General features: G+C 48.7%; 13 protein-coding genes. 10 read left to right on the top strand and 3 right to left on the bottom strand.

Going from position 1 to position 16,636, the window contains the following annotated elements:
* Nucleotides 1-16: 16 nt before the first annotated feature.
* Nucleotides 17-2,542 (bottom strand): ATP-dependent DNA helicase, encoded by a 2,526-nt coding sequence (locus ACJJI7_RS18050; RefSeq protein ID WP_475717095.1) that lies wholly within the window; start codon nt 2,540-2,542, stop codon nt 17-19.
* Nucleotides 2,533-4,191: a VRR-NUC domain-containing protein gene (locus ACJJI7_RS18045; RefSeq protein WP_444901572.1), complete on the bottom strand. Its 1,659-nt coding sequence runs from the start codon at nt 4,189-4,191 to the stop codon at nt 2,533-2,535. Before ACJJI7_RS18045 ends, ACJJI7_RS18050 begins: the two co-directional genes overlap by 10 nt.
* Before the next feature lie 459 nt (nt 4,192-4,650).
* Between ACJJI7_RS18045 and ACJJI7_RS18040 the strand changes: the two genes are divergently transcribed.
* Nucleotides 4,651-5,796, top strand: coding sequence for a hypothetical protein (locus ACJJI7_RS18040; protein ID WP_444901573.1), 1,146 nt, complete (start codon nt 4,651-4,653; stop codon nt 5,794-5,796).
* Between the two features lie 916 nt (nt 5,797-6,712).
* Here ACJJI7_RS18040 and ACJJI7_RS18035 read toward each other — a convergent pair.
* The gene (locus tag ACJJI7_RS18035; protein WP_020412792.1) at nt 6,713-7,129 is read right to left on the bottom strand and encodes a YbaN family protein; all 417 of its coding nucleotides are present in this window, start codon (nt 7,127-7,129) and stop codon (nt 6,713-6,715) included.
* Between the two features lie 454 nt (nt 7,130-7,583).
* On the opposite strand from ACJJI7_RS18035, the gene ACJJI7_RS18030 reads away from it, so the two are divergent.
* The 9 genes from ACJJI7_RS18030 to hypF all read left to right on the top strand — a co-directional run bounded on the left by ACJJI7_RS18030 (nt 7,584) and on the right by hypF (nt 16,633).
* Entirely contained in the window at nt 7,584-8,675 is a 1,092-nt protein-coding gene (locus ACJJI7_RS18030; RefSeq protein WP_353376178.1) for a hypothetical protein, read from the top strand.
* Between the two features lie 343 nt (nt 8,676-9,018).
* Nucleotides 9,019-10,194 carry a 4Fe-4S dicluster domain-containing protein gene (locus ACJJI7_RS18025; RefSeq protein WP_020412790.1) on the top strand — a complete coding sequence of 392 codons (1,176 nt, stop codon included), beginning with the start codon at nt 9,019-9,021 and terminating at the stop codon, nt 10,192-10,194.
* Nucleotides 10,191-10,673, top strand: coding sequence for a cyclic nucleotide-binding domain-containing protein (locus ACJJI7_RS18020; protein WP_444901574.1), 483 nt, complete (start codon nt 10,191-10,193; stop codon nt 10,671-10,673). The genes ACJJI7_RS18025 and ACJJI7_RS18020 overlap by 4 nt, the downstream gene beginning before the upstream one ends.
* Nucleotides 10,670-11,476 carry an FAD/NAD(P)-binding protein gene (locus tag ACJJI7_RS18015; protein ID WP_040628575.1) on the top strand — a complete coding sequence of 269 codons (807 nt, stop codon included), beginning with the start codon at nt 10,670-10,672 and terminating at the stop codon, nt 11,474-11,476. The genes ACJJI7_RS18020 and ACJJI7_RS18015 overlap by 4 nt, the downstream gene beginning before the upstream one ends.
* Nucleotides 11,452-12,276 (top strand): NADH-quinone oxidoreductase subunit B family protein, encoded by an 825-nt coding sequence (locus ACJJI7_RS18010; protein WP_020412787.1) that lies wholly within the window; start codon nt 11,452-11,454, stop codon nt 12,274-12,276. Before ACJJI7_RS18015 ends, ACJJI7_RS18010 begins: the two co-directional genes overlap by 25 nt.
* Nucleotides 12,277-12,291: 15 nt before the next feature.
* The gene (locus ACJJI7_RS18005; RefSeq protein WP_444901575.1) at nt 12,292-13,602 is read left to right on the top strand and encodes a Ni/Fe hydrogenase subunit alpha; all 1,311 of its coding nucleotides are present in this window, start codon (nt 12,292-12,294) and stop codon (nt 13,600-13,602) included.
* Nucleotides 13,580-14,083, top strand: coding sequence for a hydrogenase maturation protease (locus tag ACJJI7_RS18000; protein ID WP_444901576.1), 504 nt, complete (start codon nt 13,580-13,582; stop codon nt 14,081-14,083). The genes ACJJI7_RS18005 and ACJJI7_RS18000 overlap by 23 nt, the downstream gene beginning before the upstream one ends.
* A complete protein-coding gene (locus ACJJI7_RS17995; protein ID WP_282953498.1) occupies nt 14,065-14,337 on the top strand; it encodes a hydrogenase/urease maturation nickel metallochaperone HypA in 273 nt (90 codons plus the stop codon). The genes ACJJI7_RS18000 and ACJJI7_RS17995 overlap by 19 nt, the downstream gene beginning before the upstream one ends.
* Nucleotides 14,327-16,633 (top strand): carbamoyltransferase HypF, encoded by a 2,307-nt coding sequence (gene hypF / locus ACJJI7_RS17990; RefSeq protein WP_444901577.1) that lies wholly within the window; start codon nt 14,327-14,329, stop codon nt 16,631-16,633. The genes ACJJI7_RS17995 and hypF overlap by 11 nt, the downstream gene beginning before the upstream one ends.
* Nucleotides 16,634-16,636 lie beyond the last annotated feature (3 nt).

Raw genomic sequence — 16,636 nt, 5'->3', positions numbered from 1 at the left:
TTTTTCGTGAAACTGCCTATTTCAGCCAGCTATTCCAAAAAGCCTCCAGACTTTTCGAAAGTGCTGTACCGTTTCTGCATATTTCGAGACTCCAGTGTTCCGGATAAAGTGACTGATAAAACCTGTCAGTGAAGCGATAATCAGCCAGGACAATCACTCCACGATCCGATTCTGAGCGAATTACTCGCCCTGCTGTTTGCAAAACCCTGGTTAACCCTGGATAGCGGTAGGCAATATCAAAACCAGCACCCACCGTGTTTGGGGTTCCATTATCAAAACCCTTGCGGATCAACTCCTGCTCTTCATTAACTTGTGGCAGGCCGGTACCCACAATGATGGTACCGATCAGTTTATTACCCACATAGTCTACGCCTTCTCCAAAAACTCCCCCCATAATTGCAAAGCCCAAAGTACGGGAACCTTCAGTGAAGGCTGCCAGGAATGCTGCGCGCTGGCTTTCACTGGCCCCAGGTTCCTGCTGCAATAAATCCACTTCAGGAAAGCTTTGCTCAAATGCGACTGCCACTTGTTGGAGGAATCGATACGAGGGGAAAAACACCAGATAGTTACCTGGATGGCCCTGGTAAGTACGAGCGATGATCTCTACCAAGTTTTCTGTAGCCTGATTACGTGATTTATAGCGGGTATCAACATATGGACAGAGGAAGACGCCTTGCTGTGATGGAAGAAAGGGAGAGGGTAGCTTCATGTATGGAGCCGAGCTGTTCACCCCCAGTTGCTGAAAGATATAATTTGCCGGGCGCAAGGTGGCAGAAAATAAGATAGCTCCATGAAACTGGCGAATAGTTTGCTGGATATACCCAGCGGCATTCAAACAAAGCAGCTTGAACTGCTGCTCCTGCCAGGGCGTGCCCGCGTCAAATACCCGAGTGAGAGCTTGATGTTGTTCAGATAAGTCTTGCTCAATACATACATAGCGGTAAATGGACTTTAGCCATTCGCTAATTTCCTCTGGCGGCGATTGAGAGCTCTCCCATAGCTCACTGACTGTTAAGAGCACTTTATGGGCTGCCCTGGAAACGGTCACCGGCTGGTTTTCTGGCGATGTGAGAGAAGTCACCCACACTTCGGAGCCTGATTTGTTTAATTGAGCGTGGCTTTTGCTGGTGGCTTCAGGATCTCTAAGCTGTTTAACCCACCGGTCAATCGCCCTCACCAGTGCCTGGATGCTGCGCTGCAGCTTGGGGTGACTTCCTTTACAGCTTGCCGCGGCACGGCGGGTTTCCTTGCGGCTCAGGGTCACACTGTACATATCACAGGCGCGGTCACTGAGATTGTGGGCTTCATCCACAAGTAGCGCACGGCGCTGGCTCTGCTCCTGTAGAGCCGTCAGTCGCACTAGGGGATCAAATACATAGTTGAAATCGCATACTATCAGGTCTGCCCAAGGCAGCATTTGCAGGGACAGCTCGAAAGGGCACAGCTGCATTTCTTCTGCGACTTTTGCCAGCAGTTGCGGAGAGAGAAGAGGTAAGCCTAGAAGTTTCTTGCGCGCAGCCGGCAATCGGTCAAAAAAACCTATTGTGCGTGGGCAAACACCCTCCTGGTCGCGGCTACACATACCAAGACTACAGGCACAGGTTTTATCCCTGGCCTGTATTTCCAGCAGGGATAACTCTAGGCCACGCTTATGTAGGCTCTCTACGGTTTCCCTGACCACCTGCCGCCCTGAGTTTTTTGCAGTAAGGTAAACCAGCTGGTCTAGCTGCTTTTCTCCCAGGGCCTTGATGGCAGGGAATAGGGTACTGATGGTTTTACCGATTCCCGTGGGCGCCTCTGCGACCAACTCGCCACCATCTCTCAAACAACGATAGGTGGCTACGGCTAGCTGACGTTGGCCTGGCCGATACTTGGGAAAGGGGAATGCCAGGGCTTGGGCACTGGTAGCCACCTGTTGACGATGTTCCTGCCAGCTCTTGTGCCATTGGATATAATCTGCAAGCGCAGCGAGGGTGAAACTCTCCAGTGCTTCCCAGTTGAACTCCTGCAATTCCGGGTAAGGCTTCTTCTCTTTAAGGTTGTACCAGAGCATTTGCAGTGCCACACGATCGCTGCCCTCACCGGTGCCTCCTTGCCCATGCCTTTGCTGGAACAGGTAACAGAATCCGTAGACTTTTAGCTGAGCCCACTGCAACTGCCGAATAGCCTCTGGTAATTTGGAAGGAGGGCAGTAAGTGGTTTTGATCTCATCGATCTGTACAGGGGTATGCAGATCTGCCTGCGGGTGAAAGATATCCACCCTGCCAGTAAGAACCACATCATAGCCTTCACATCGTACTTGAACTTGCAATGGATATTCAGCTTCACTGCCTTTGGGGCGCTTCTTTTGCAGTTTCTGGTGTGTGCGAATGCCCTCTTGGGCGGAGGGGCCGGAACCTGCGTCATTAATCAGGTCGCCGCTTCGACAGGAAAATGCGACCAGCTCACCAACCGAAAGGCGCAGGAATGAGGCCTGTTTAGTAGCACTAATGGTTGTCGTTGAGTGGAGTTCTGTGGCCGCTTCATTCAAGACTATAGCCACTCCACGTGAATTACCCTATGGGGCACCCGCTGGCTGGCAAAAAATGTAAGCCAGCGTTGCTGGTTTTGTTGCAGCCGATCTCCGGGCCCTTTCACTTCTATCAGTTCGTAGTCCCCAGCTGCAGGAAACAGGATAAGATCCGGCAGTCCGTTGCGGTGATGGGCAATATCACTCAGTATCCGTTGGAAGAGGGAGCGCCAATGGGAGGTTGGTATTCTTTCCATTGCGGTAGTTACTAATTCCTTGGGCAGAACATCCCAGGCAACCAGCGGATTGGAAATCCCCCACTTATCGCGATAGCTACACCATACCCTCTCTCGCAGGGTATCTTTATCCAGTTCAGCCAACCTCTGATCAAGTAGGGTACGGCGGGAAAGATAGAAGTCAGCTGTCCTGAAGTCACTGGGAGCAGACTGGAAGGGATTAAAGAAAGCCCCTGGTATCGATGCAAACAAGATGTCCCAGATATAGAGACCAAGAATGCCGTTTAGCAAGCAGTTCTCAACATAGTAACAATTGCCCTCTGACAACTGTTCCAGATGTAAGGCAACCTGAATCTCAACTCGCTCAGGACTCTGGGGCAGGACTATCGTTTCCGCAGGAGGGCGATAGCGCTTCGGCGCTGGCCATTCTTTAGCGCAATCCAGGCCTTTGGCTGTACGGTGGCCAAAACTCTCGGCAAATATTTTTTCTGCTTCATCCAGAGGTGCTTCAAGAATCTGCTGACAAAGTCCAAGCCCTTTGCCAGTATCGCCATTCTTAATTGCAATACGTGCGCGCCTCTCTCTAGCCGGTGGCCGTTGGCACATTTTGTATAGCCGATCTGCTGCCGCTAGTTCACCCATACGCTCTAGCTGACGGGCCAGTTTTAAACGCAGGCGATCCAGGCGCCGGTGAAGCGCGGCATCCCCCGTTATTCCTGATGGCAGCTGCTCTGCCAGGGTGAGGATATCAGATGTCTCGCCTGTCAACGTCTGTTCGGCCAGATCCAGACAATGGTAATAGTTCAAGTGCTGATCTATCTGTTCCCGGTTCTGGAAAGGCAGATTTTGTCGATCCAATGGATAATCTTCGTAACGGAAAAGCCCCAAATCCCGCAGAACATAATCTGTCAGGTCCTGGTTAAGATTGCCAAAGAAGCAAAGCTTGAAGGTTTCAAAGCAACTGGCGTGCTGAACAGCTAATAGAGTATCAGCGGCCAATAATTTATGTAGGTCAGAATCCACGCCCTGTTCCAGGAGGGCAGCTATCAGGTCAGCTCGCTTAAGTGCTTTTGGTAGAGGCTTGTTACTCGCTCTGAATAGTTCAGGCTTGGTGAAAAGAGGTAGCAACTCCTGGTTAGATATCTGAGGGTTTAGTCGCAATAATCCACTTACCTCCAGTTCCCGACATGCATGCTCCAGATCTTCTATTTCTGCATATTGCAATTTACTGAGACGGAACAAGGCCCCAGCTGATGAGGGGGCACCTTTGCGAGACAAAAGTCTTACATATAGTTTTTGGCCATTGATGCCAAGTGACATAAAGCGCTCGTAAAATTGATCCTCTCCTGCTGACAGCAATGATTTATAACGGGCTGTGACAAACTTCATCAAGGTTAAGAAGTTGGTCAAGTAGTAATCAGCAGGAAGCTCTACGGCGACAGTCATGGGGATATGGGCAACAAAAAAACTGTATGGTTATACAGCAAGTTGATTGGATGGACAAATCCCTCGGCTGACCCACCAATCACCATCCGTTCACCACATGCGCATAGCTATTTGGAGAGGGTTTAGAGTCAAGCTGTGTCCAAGGGGGTTAACTGCCAAACTCCAGGCTTTTTTCTCAGTAAAACGGCCCTTCTTTCCCATGGTCGGAAGAAGTGAGATCGTCCAGGCTTACTGCACGATTTATAAACAAATTCGCAATGGTTCTGCTGTACGTGCGGCTTTGAGCAAATCTAATGCCTCAAGAAGTTAGCAGTTACGGGAGCCACCCATCCATTGAAAGCTCTATTCCTGATTGAATTCAGAATCTGGAGTTACCACCAGCCCCAATTCACCGGTCAGTCCACCCCTTTGGATTGGTATCCCCTTTATTAGCGTCAAAATATTGCAAAAGGAGTTACTATGAAGACGTTAAGACCGATCGCAGCCACAGTACTATTCGCTGTTGGCAATATTGCAGTCGCCAACACTTCCATTATTAACCAGATAGGTAATGGAAATACCGCAACTCCCGATCAAAGTGATCCTACTGTCAGCAATAGCCTGATTGTTCAAACCCAAATTGGGGATGACAACACCTCCACAGCAACCCAAACAACCAACACTAACGGAAGTTCTGCCTTCCTAACCCAGATTGGCTCACTGAATACAGTAACGTCTACTCAGCAAGATGGCACAACTACCAGTACAGTAATTGCCACTCAGGCTGGAAACAACAATACCCTGGATTTTTTGCAAGGTGATGCCACGTTGAGCTCAGCCACAATTATCCAAGGTGGCGAAATGAATAGTGCAGTCGTAAATCAAAATGACGATATAAACGGAGGCATTATCCTTATCAATCAGCAAGGCAATTCCAACGACATATTTCTAGACCAGCTTCAAAGGGTGGATAGTAGTATCTCTATTGTGAATCAAATCGGTGATTCAAACTTTGTAAATTTTGACCAGGACAGGGATGTAACCACAAGCCTGGCATCAGTATCCCAGGTCGGTAGCTCAAACAGTGCTTCCATGGAACAGGATGAAGTCGTTACTTCCAGTATTGCAATCATTGACCAGAATGGCACATCAAACTTTGGGAATATAGAACAGGAGGGCGATCAGGGTGCCGTAGTTTCCAGTGTGGCGGTAGTGGTGCAAACTGGAGATTCAAACACTGGACGCGTAGACCAGGAGGCAACAACTTCCTCGACAAGCCAGATTATTCAATCTGGGACCTCTAACTTTGCCGACCTGGATCAGGGCAATGAAAATGTGCCATTAACAACCCTTTCTAGTTTTGCGTCCTTGGCTCAAACTGGAACCTCAAATACAGCAGACGTGGATCAAGGCATATCAGGTTCTGTCTTTTTTAGTGTGCTAATCGCAAATCAGATTGGTGAACTCAATGATGTCAGCCTTTCCCAGAATGGTACTGTTAGCAGCAGTCTTATAGTTACACAAATTGGCACATCCAATATGGAAACAGCCGTGCAATCTGGTACAAATGAATCAATCAGCGTTACTCAGCTTGGCACCGGCAATATGGGAACGCACTTGCAATAGCTTTGTGCCACGTTTCTATTATTGAATAATAGCCAGCTATGTAATCACTAAGACATTTGTGACTATACGCGCTGGCTTTTAATTCATGTATCGTAGGACTTTGCGATACCTAAAAATAATAAACCACAAAAAAAGTACAATTGGGGAAATACACAACAGGATTAACTGGTTTCTCAACACTGCCATATTCATAGTGGCAACTACCGTCCCTATTTCATAAATGTCTGTCACCATTATGAGTGGCAGAAAGAACCCCCAAAATCTCGGTGTGGCGATTCGCCTTGCAAAGGCCAAACCATAAAAGCCAACAAAATAGGTGCTATAGATAATGAAGCTGGCAATCAACCACCAAACCGATTGATTGTATTCATTCAGTACGAATGCTTCATATTGAGACAAGATTTCAATAGGTAGCAGCAAAAAAAACAATATCTTCCAGGTGAAACTGGATTTATAGATATATGTTTCATCACTCAGAGAATTTTCCGTTGCCTGATACACATCCTGCATAAAACATCCTTGTTGTTATTGCCTAGTGAGCAAATTTTATTAAATTGCTCTTGTAGCCAGATCTTCTCGATGCTTTTCCATTATAAAGAGCGCCGGGGCACACCAGGCGTCCCAATCAACAGAAGGGCGCAGAGGATATTCCTCTCAACGTCAATGTCAACCGCTTACAACACCAATTTAACCACATTGAGACATTAATCTTTAACTTTGTTGTTTTTATTCAAATTCATACTGTTTGAAGTGGTTTTTGACGAGGTAAATACCTACTTTGGGGTAGTCGCCTAATGGTAATAAGTTGAAGATTTTATTTGTCATAGAGAGTCAGGTGTCACAATCTATTCGGTACAAATATCCCATTTACAAGTTAGGAAACTAAAAACTATAAAGGCCACTGAATAATGCTTGTTCACTTTTTGGGTTCAGGCCTCGTCCATATCCAAAGCATTGCGCAACCAATGCCACCCACGATAAAGATTAATAAGTAGAGATTACTGAAATGATGAAGGGCAACGGCCATGGACAATAGCATTGTTAATGTTGCCAGCCACTTGGTTCTACGACTGATATGGCCGCTCCGCCAGGTTTTTATCAGGTTCCCAAATAGATGGTGATCCTCAATCCATTGATGCAAACGCTCTGAGCTACGTGAAGCTGCCCAGGCACTTAGAACAATAAAAACGGCTGCAGGCAAGCCCGGCAATATAACCCCAATTATCCCCACTATCAAAAAGAAACAGGCTAGGGCACCCCACAACCAGCGCAGCCACCCTTTAGCCAATGGGGGCGTCGATGTATAAGCGATATCATCGCTGCTCTGTTTCAAAGTTATATCTCCTGACCCCTATTTTGAACAAGGAAGATAATCCAGGTATCTATTCAAATAGAACCCTGATTTTTCCTGATTAAGCCCAGTATTAAATAGGACCTCCACCTCCTTGATTGACCCAATACTAAGGGAGAGTGGCGCTACAATCCAGCTCAATACAGGATCCAGGGCGGCCTATCAGTCATTTCTTATTTCCAAACTTTCTTCTCATGTAAATAGGATTTTCTTCCTACAGCATACAAGCGCCACTGGCACTAATCTTTATTTATTGTCTCCATACCTAACGAATTAATGCCATTATGCGTCAATCGGCATGGAAGTTACTGATCGATCTTAAGGAAATTTACAAAGTATTTCCCGCCCGATTACCCATTCGGCTGCATTTCAGATTTAAGAGCTTGCTTTAAGCATGCCAGAACAAACGAAGCCCTTTTATACAAAGGTCGTTAATATGAAATCTCACGCTCAATTCCTGACTATAGCCGCACTGATGTTCAATGGAAATGTTTTTGCCGCTAACAATTCGGTAGATCTGTATCAAACCGGATGGGAGAATATTGCAAGCTCAATTCAAGCGGGCGCAAATACAAATGGAAATATCAGTACATTAATCCAAAACGGGACCAGTAACTCCGTTACCACTTATCAAGTGAATAACAGCTTAAATAATACAATTTCAACTACACAGAGCGGAACGGGTAATTTGATTCCAGTCATTGAGCAAAACAGTAGTAATGAAGCATCAGTTAAAATTCATCAAGTTGGTGAAGATAATCTGGCAGAAACGCTACAAAATAATACTGTATCCAGCGCAATAACTTTTTTACAGGAGGGAAGTGGAAACCAATCTTATAGCTCGCAAGTAAATTCAAATAATGACAGTTTACTAATCAGTCAAAAGGAATCCTCGAACCTGGTTTCAGTTGTTCAGAAAACGACAACAAACAATACGATCGTAATTAATCAGCATGGGGATAACAATAGTGCAGAAGGAAGCCAGATAAAAGAAAGCTCTGGTAAAGTGGTGGTCTCTCAAAAAGGTAACTCCAATTCAGCAGAGTTTCTGCAAACCTTGGGTCTAGCGAATACGTTGTCAATTAGCCAGGATGGAGACAGCAATAACGCAACAACGTCACAAAGGTCTATTTCTAACAGCGTTGCCTCAACGACACAAACCGGACAATCAAACACCGCGATAATCGAGCAGGAACTACTTTCCAACGGTATTGCTGAGATTAATCAAACTGGTGATACAAATGTTGTCTCACTCTTACAAACAGGTTCTTATATTCAAGCTTATTTAAGCCAAGAAGGTGCAAATAATTCCTTGTCTATCACCCAGGTAGGGAGTTCTCATTCTGTCGTAGCCAACCAAACCGGTTCGCTAAATACGGCAACAATTAACCAGCTTGGAGCATCGAATGTTGTAGTGGCCATTCAGGCTGGCGCATCGAATGCATTAAATATCAACCAGGCTACTAATGGTAATACTGTTTACACTACTCAGGATGGAACGGGAAATATCATCGTAGTTTCGCAATAGCAGTATTATTTAGTTAACTATGAACAATAGAAATATAGGAATTTCTTACTAAGCTGATTACCCCTATATGTTTAAACTTTATTCCCAGCTTTTTGAGACCTTCTTCCTAAAGATAACTTCCGCAACCCAGCGCTATACTTCCAGTGTCACCTCTATTTTACCTAGAAAGCCAGACAAGCAGTAGGAACTCTCTAAGGATGAAATGCTGTAGAGGTGACTCCACTTCAACTTTAACGACAAAGATTTGAAAGCATTCTCCGCCTAATTAGCTGTTCAGCTGAGTTCCTTATCAATCTACTCTCAATTGCAATCCTAAGCGCTATTCGCTTCAGTGGTGAGTAAGATGAGAGTTGGCAGCATGGCTAACCTGGGCCAAATTGATTCAGCAAATATGGATAGCTATGAACACCTGTTACAAGCTGCCGACCTGGATGACTTAATTCAAGCGATCCTCGAGCATGGATATGAGGTGTATGGTCCTACATTGGTCGATAAGGCCATCACTTATGGCAAGATTCTCTCGTCGGCCGATCTACCCCAAGGTTGGACTGATGAACAAGAAGGGGGGCATTACCGGGTAAAGCGCCGTACGGACAATGCCTACTTTGGCTATGTCGTGGGGCCCCACTCGTGGAAAAAATACCTGCAATTACCTCATCGACCCATTTGGAAATCCTCTCGTCAGGAACAAGAAGTTCAAATTATCGAAATCAAGGAGGACGTCCCCAAGCTGGCATTCCTCGGCGTGCGTAGCTGTGAGCTACACGCCATTGCTATCCAAGATCGTGTCCTGATAGAGAGTGACTACCCCAACAGTAATTATCGAGACAGAAGAAGTGGGCTATTTACCGTAGCAGTAAACTGTACCACTGCGGCTCCCACATGCTTTTGCACGGCTATGCAAACAGGTCCTGCCGTGACTCTTACCAGTGATCTAACGATGACAGAAGTATTGGAGGGTAAGCGCCACTTCTTTTTGATTGAAAGCGGTACCGAGTTAGGAGCGCAGATCCTGGCGCAGTTACCACTCAAGCCCTCCACGGTAGAGGAGAAGCAGCAGGCACAGAAGGGCATAGAAAGCGCTGAAACTCAAATGCGACAGGGACCGCGTCACTTCGATAGCTCTGATCTAAAGGAGTTACTGTACCGCAATTTTGAGAGCCCCAGTTGGGATAAAGTGGCAGAACGGTGTTTATCCTGTGCCAACTGCACCATGGCCTGCCCTACCTGTTTCTGTTCTACCGTTGAAGATACTACAGACCTCAGCGGAGAAAATGCCGAGCGCTGGGAGCGCTGGGACTCATGCTTTACGTCGGACTTCAGCCATATCACCGGGGGCTCGGTGCGCGCAGACACGCGCTCACGCTATCGGCAGTGGATGACACATAAGCTTGCTACCTGGCATGACCAGTTTGATAGCTCTGGGTGTGTAGGATGCGGCCGCTGTATCACCTGGTGTCCGGTGGGTATCGACCTGACAGAGGAAGTCAGGACTATTCGCAACCTGGAACAGCCATGAAGACTATTGCCAACCTGCTGCATGAACACCCTTTCTTTCATGGTTTGCCAGAAAGCGATCTGCAGTTTCTTGCCTCATGTGCGGAAAACTGCGTCTACCACGAGGGAGAACATCTCGCTAAGGAGGATACGCCGGCCAATCATTTCTTTCTGATCCGCAGTGGGCGGGTGGCGGTAGAAACCTTTGTGCCTAACCGCGGCGCCTTATGCCTGCTGACCCTACACGGCGGTGATATTTTCGGCTGGTCCTGGCTCTTTCCACCTTACATTTCAGCCTTCGATGCACGTGCTCTGGAGGAAGTTCGCAGCATACGCCTCGGTGGCGCCTGCTTGCGGGAAAAGTGCGAAACAGAACCTCGTCTCGGCTTCGAATTGATGAAGCGCTTTGCCCGGATTGCAACCGAGCGATTGCAGTCCGCTCGTATTCAATTACTCGATATCTATGGCTCCACCCCACCTAAGCCGGGGACGACTCCGTGATCCCCGAAGTCTACAAGGTGATTCACAGGCAGGAAGAGTACCCGGGAACCTTCACCTTGCATCTAGAAAGTCCGGCATCACCACCCATGGTCTACGGGCCAGGCCAGTTCAATATGCTCTATGCCTTTGGTACTGGTGAATCTGCTATTTCATTCAGTGGTCTGGAAGTGGAGGAGGGTCTGTTGGTTCATACCATTCGGGCACAAGGGACTGTGACTCGAGCACTGGAGCGATTAAAGAAAGGGGATTCACTGGGAGTTCGCGGCCCGTTTGGAAGAGGTTGGCCACTACAGGGCATTGAGGGCAAGGAGCTGCTGCTTATAGCAGGTGGCCTGGGCCTGGCACCTTTGCGACCTGTCGTTTACAGGGCTTGGCAAGGGAAACTGAAGGCCAGTCGGGCCCGGCTTTTCTACGGTGCACGTCGCCCAACAGAGCTTCTTTATGGAGATGAAATTCCACACTGGATAACAAAGCTGGATGTGGTGATGTCTGTTGATCACGGCGACAACGCCTGGCCTGGGCATATTGGCGTCATTACTGATCCTCTACAGGCTTCTGATATCGACGGCGCCAATACGGTCGCTTTCCTGTGCGGGCCGGAAATTATGATGCGCTTTTGCATTCAGGTGCTGCTGCGCAAAGGGGTTCCTGAATCTGCTATCTACCTTTCTATGGAGCGTAATATGAAATGCGCCATTGGTCTCTGCGGACACTGCCAATGGGGGCCAAACTTTATCTGTAAGGACGGCCCCGTATTCTGCTACCAGGATATCCGCGCATGGTTCCAGATCCACGGCTTATAGCAACCGAAAAGGGGAAACCCAAGCTGGCGGTATGGAAGTTTACTTCCTGCGACGGCTGCCAACTGAGTCTGCTTGACTGTGAAGACGAACTCCTATTGCTTGCTGAGGAAGTGGAGATTGCCTACTTCCTGGAAGCGTCCAGCAAGGTGGAGGAGGGACCCTATGACATTTCCCTGGTGGAGGGCTCAATCACCACACCTGATGATGTGCAAAGGATTCAGAAGGTCAGAAAGCAATCCAGGTTCCTGGTTTCTATTGGCGCCTGTGCCACCGCTGGGGGCATCCAATCTCTGCGCAATTTTGCCGATGTCACTGAATTTACATCCGTTGTGTATGCCCGGCCTGATTACATAGCAACCCTGAAAGATTCCACACCTATCTCTGCGCATGTTCCGGTGGACTTTGAGTTACAGGGTTGCCCAATCAACAAGCTCCAATTGTTGGAAGTAATCAGTGCATTTTTGAATCAACGGGCACCGCAGGTTTCTGCACACTCCGTTTGTATTGAGTGCAAGTTGAAAGGCAATGTCTGTGTCTGGGTGGCTCACGGTACCCCCTGTATGGGGCCAATCACCCATGCAGGTTGTGGCGCGCTATGTCCAAGCTATAACCGTGGCTGCTATGCCTGCTATGGCCCAAAAGAAAACCCTAATGGAGAATCTCTTTGCCACTGGTGGGCAGAAAAACTGGGTACAGACAAAGCAACAATTATTGAAAATATTAGAAATTACAATGCATTAGCAGGTTCTTTTAAGAAAATAGGTGAAAGTCTGGAAGTGAATAAAAAACGTACTACTTAAAGGAGTTTATGAAGAGTGTCGGGTAAAGGCAAAACCATCAAAGTTGATTATCTTGCGCGGGTTGAAGGCGAGGGGGCGCTCTTTATTCGATACGATGATGATCAAGTGCACGATGTTCAGCTGAAGATCTTTGAGCCTCCGCGTTTTTTTGAAGCCTTCTTGCGCGGACGTGATTACACTGAGGCTCCCGACATTACTGCCCGCATATGTGGCATCTGCCCAGTGGCCTACCAGATGAGTGCCCTACATGCTATGGAAGATGCTCTGGACTTGGTGCCCACGCCAGAGCTAAGGACCCTGCGCCGGTTGCTCTACTGCGGGGAATGGATTGAGAGCCACATGTTGCATGTCAGTATGCTGCATGCGCCAGACTTCCTCGGTTACCCCAGTGCTGTAGCTATGGCCAAGGATCACCCGGAGATAGTCCGCCAAGCTCTCGAGATAAAGAAAGCAGGCAATGCGTTGCTGCGACTGCTTGGAGGGCGGGAGGTCCACCCGATCAATGTCCGGGTTGGAGGCTTCTATCGAACACCTATTCCGGAGCAATTCGAGAGCTTGCGCGAGCAGCTATTGGCCGCTCGTGATTTAGCCGAGCAAATGTGTCGATGGTCAGCTAGATTGCCATTCCCGGAAAACAACCAGGAGTTTGAGTTTGTTTCCTTAGTCAATCCAGACGAATACCCGATGAATGAAGGTCGCATTCAATCGAGTAGAGGACTGGATATTTCAGCAGGTGACTATGAGCAATATTTTAGTGAAGAGCAGGTACCGCACAGCACCGCTCTTCACAGTATTCTGATCGAACGCGGCGCCTACCTGGTCGGGCCAATGGCGCGCTTCAACCTTAACTATTCCCGCCTCTCTTCGAGGGTCAAGCAAGTGGCAGAAGAGCTGGATTTTAGGCCGCCCTGCACCAACCCATTCAAGAGCATTGTGGTGCGTTGCCTGGAAGTGCTTTATGCCTTCGATGAGGCACTGCGGATTATCGAGAATTACCAGCCTCCAGCCCATCCCTACCTCACCGTCAAACCACGGAAGGCCAGTGGCTGCGCCGCTACCGAAGCTCCACGTGGACTTTTGTACCACCGCTACGGCATCAACGCACAGGGCAAGATAACCCACGCAAAAATTGTTGCTCCCACTTCACAAAACCAGAAAACAATCGAGCAAGACCTGCGCCTGATGCTGCCAAAGTTTATGCACTTGCCCGAGGACCAGTTACAAGGTTTATGTGAGCGCGCCATTCGTAACTATGACCCCTGTATTTCCTGCTCAACCCACTTCCTGCAGCTACATTTGCAACATGACCAACCAGGAAGTCTCTGAACGCTGGTTACTCATCAGCCTGGGCAATCGCTTTCGCAGTGATGATGGAGTAGGGCCCTTTTTACTTCAAAAGTTAAAAGCATCCCTAGGCCATGCTGCAGATTTCTATGAAAGCGGCGGGGATATGGTTGGTCTACTGGGGCAGTGGAAAGATCGCCGGGTTTGTCTGGTAGATGCGGTTCAAGTGAGTGGGCGGAAGCAGGGAGATTTAATCCGTGCCAATGGATTGGCAGACTTGCTGGCCCCCAGCTTGTGCAATACCTCCAGTCATGGCTTCAACCTGAAAGAGGCCATAGAGCTGGGAAAGAATGTGCGGTTACTGCCCCGACGGCTGGAGATTTTCGCTATATGCGCAGAGAACTTTACCTGCGGTAATCGCCTCTCGGCTGAAGTAAAGAGGGGGGCAGTTCTGGCGGAGCAACAAATCACTGAACTTGTACAGGCTGACAATGGAGGTCAGCAATGCACGAACAATCACTGATTAAGAACCTGATCGAAAAGATTCAACAGCTTTCCGCCGATGAAGATGGCAAGGTCGTTGGGGCTAAGTTGCGCCTTGGGGCACTGGCACATATTTCACCAACACACCTTCGCGAGCACTTCGAGCAGGAAATTTTCGGTACTGCCCTGGAAGGTTTGCGCCTGGAAATTGAAGTACTCACTGATATCCATCATGCCGAGGCCCAGGACATTATCCTGGAGAATCTTCAGTTCGAGGCCAAGGATGGACAATGAACGCCAGCAAGTAGAAATTACAGGTTTGGTGCAGGGGGTTGGGTTCCGTCCATTTATCTATCGCTTGGCCAGGGAATGTAAACTCAATGGTTGGGTGGTCAACCATAGTGGTGGCGTACGGCTAGAGGTAGAAGGCGATCCCCTGAATATAGCGGATTTTTTGCGCAGGGTCCCGGAGGAAAAACCACCTCACAGTCAAATCCTTAGTGTCCTCACCAAACTCGTTCCTATAAAAGGGGACAGCGGGTTTGAGATACGTGCAAGTGCAAAGCATGCAGAAAAGTCCACCCTTATCCTTCCGGATCTAGCGCCGTGCAATCACTGCCTGGCCGAATTGGCAAACCCCAACGACCGGCGTTATAACTATCCGTTTATCAACTGCACCCTGTGCGGCCCACGCTTCAGTATTATCGATAAGCTCCCCTATGATCGGGCCAATACCACCATGTCTGCATTTCCCCTTTGTCACAGTTGCCACAAAGAATATACAGACCCTTCCGATCGCCGTTTTCATGCTGAGCCCAATGCCTGCCCGGAATGTGGCCCGCAACTGGAATTATCTGATGGCACAGGCAAAGTGCTGGCTCCAAATGAGCACGCTCTGGAACGAGCCGTGACGGAGATATCCAGCGGACAGATCGTTGCGTTAAAAGGTGTTGGTGGCTTCCAATTGCTTGTAGATGCAGCTGATGGCGCAGCACTGGAGAAGCTGCGTAAAAGGAAACAGCGTCCACACAAACCCTTTGCGCTTTTATATCCTTCACTGGAAGCCGTACACCGGGATTGCGAGGTTTCCAAAGTGGAAGCCGACTTACTTACGTCTCCCGAAAGGCCGATTGTTCTACTAGCGGCAAAAGCTGATGCCGGGCAGCGAATACATAACCTGGTAGCTCCTGATTCCCCAGAATTGGGGGTGATGCTTCCTGCTTCGCCTTTGCATCAGCTCTTGGTCCAGACATATGGTGCACCGCTGGTTGCTACCAGTGGAAATCTGGCCGATGAGCCAATCTGTACTGAAAATAATGAAGCACTGACCCGGCTTGGCAAAATTGCCGATTGTTTCCTTATGCATAATCGCGGGATTTTGCGCCACCTTGATGATTCCGTACTCAGGGTGATTGATAATCGTCCTGTCATGCTGCGCCGAGCCCGTGGTTTTGCGCCTCTTCCACTCATGCGCCCACAAATTACGCAGGAAAGTACTGAGCACCCAGCCATTTATCTGGGGTTGGGAGCAGATCAAAAAAATACAGTGGCCCTATCTCATTCCGGTTGGATCTATTCCAGCCAACACATTGGTGACTTGGAGAACGCCACCAGTGTTGAGCGCTTCGACAAAACCATCGAGGATCTGACTGCCTTTCAGCAGTGCGAGCCACATACCCTGGTTCACGACTTGCACCCCGGCTTTAACTCTCATCGCTGGGCGCTTAGTAAGCCAACCCCAAAACTCGGTGTGCAACATCATATTGCGCACTTTTTCTCCTGTATGGCAGAGCATAACCACAGTGGCCCCGCACTTGGTATTTGTTGGGATGGCACTGGTTATGATATTGACGGTGTGGTTCGCGGAGGCGAGTTCCTTTACTGGAATGGCGATTCTGACGTCAAAAATATTGCCAGCCTGCGGACTTTTCCTTTGCCTGGTGGTGAGAAAGCCGTACGTGAACCACGACGGTCCGCAGCCGGGCTATTGTACGAAATATCCGGCTTCGTGGCCCTGCAGCACGATTTAATCAAACGTTGTTTTTCCCGCGGTGAGCGGCAAAACCTGGTCACTATGTTGAAAGGGGAAATTAACAGCCCACAATGTAGCAGTGCCGGCCGTTTATTTGATGCTGTTGCCGCTCTGCTTGGTCTCAGAAGCCATACCAGTTATGAAGGGCAGGCTGCACAGGCATTGGAGCACTCGGCTCGCGGTATCCAAAGCCGGGATGCCTATCCATTTGACCTGCAAAAACGGGGCAACCGCTGGCAACTAGACTGGGCACCCAGTGTCAGTGCGTTAATTTATGATGAAGGAAGATCCTTACCGCAGCGCGCAGTGGCATTTCACAATACCTTGGCCCAGATGATCCTGTCTGTAGCTGGAGAAGTTGCTGAGCCGCAAATTTTTTTGTCGGGTGGGGTTTTCCAAAACAAGCGGCTGACAGAAACGGTTACCTCTCTGCTTCAGCGGTACAACTTTACGGTGCACTCACACAGCCAGGTACCTCCAAATGACGGAGGTATTGCCCTTGGCCAGGTGTACTACGCCCACTGTATGGCCGCTGCCGGCCAACCACTGGGAGGTTAAGCA

The organism is Microbulbifer variabilis, from assembly GCF_056232115.1.
Note: the sequence above shows the minus strand (reverse complement) of the source record. Positions and strands in the feature narration are given on the sequence as shown.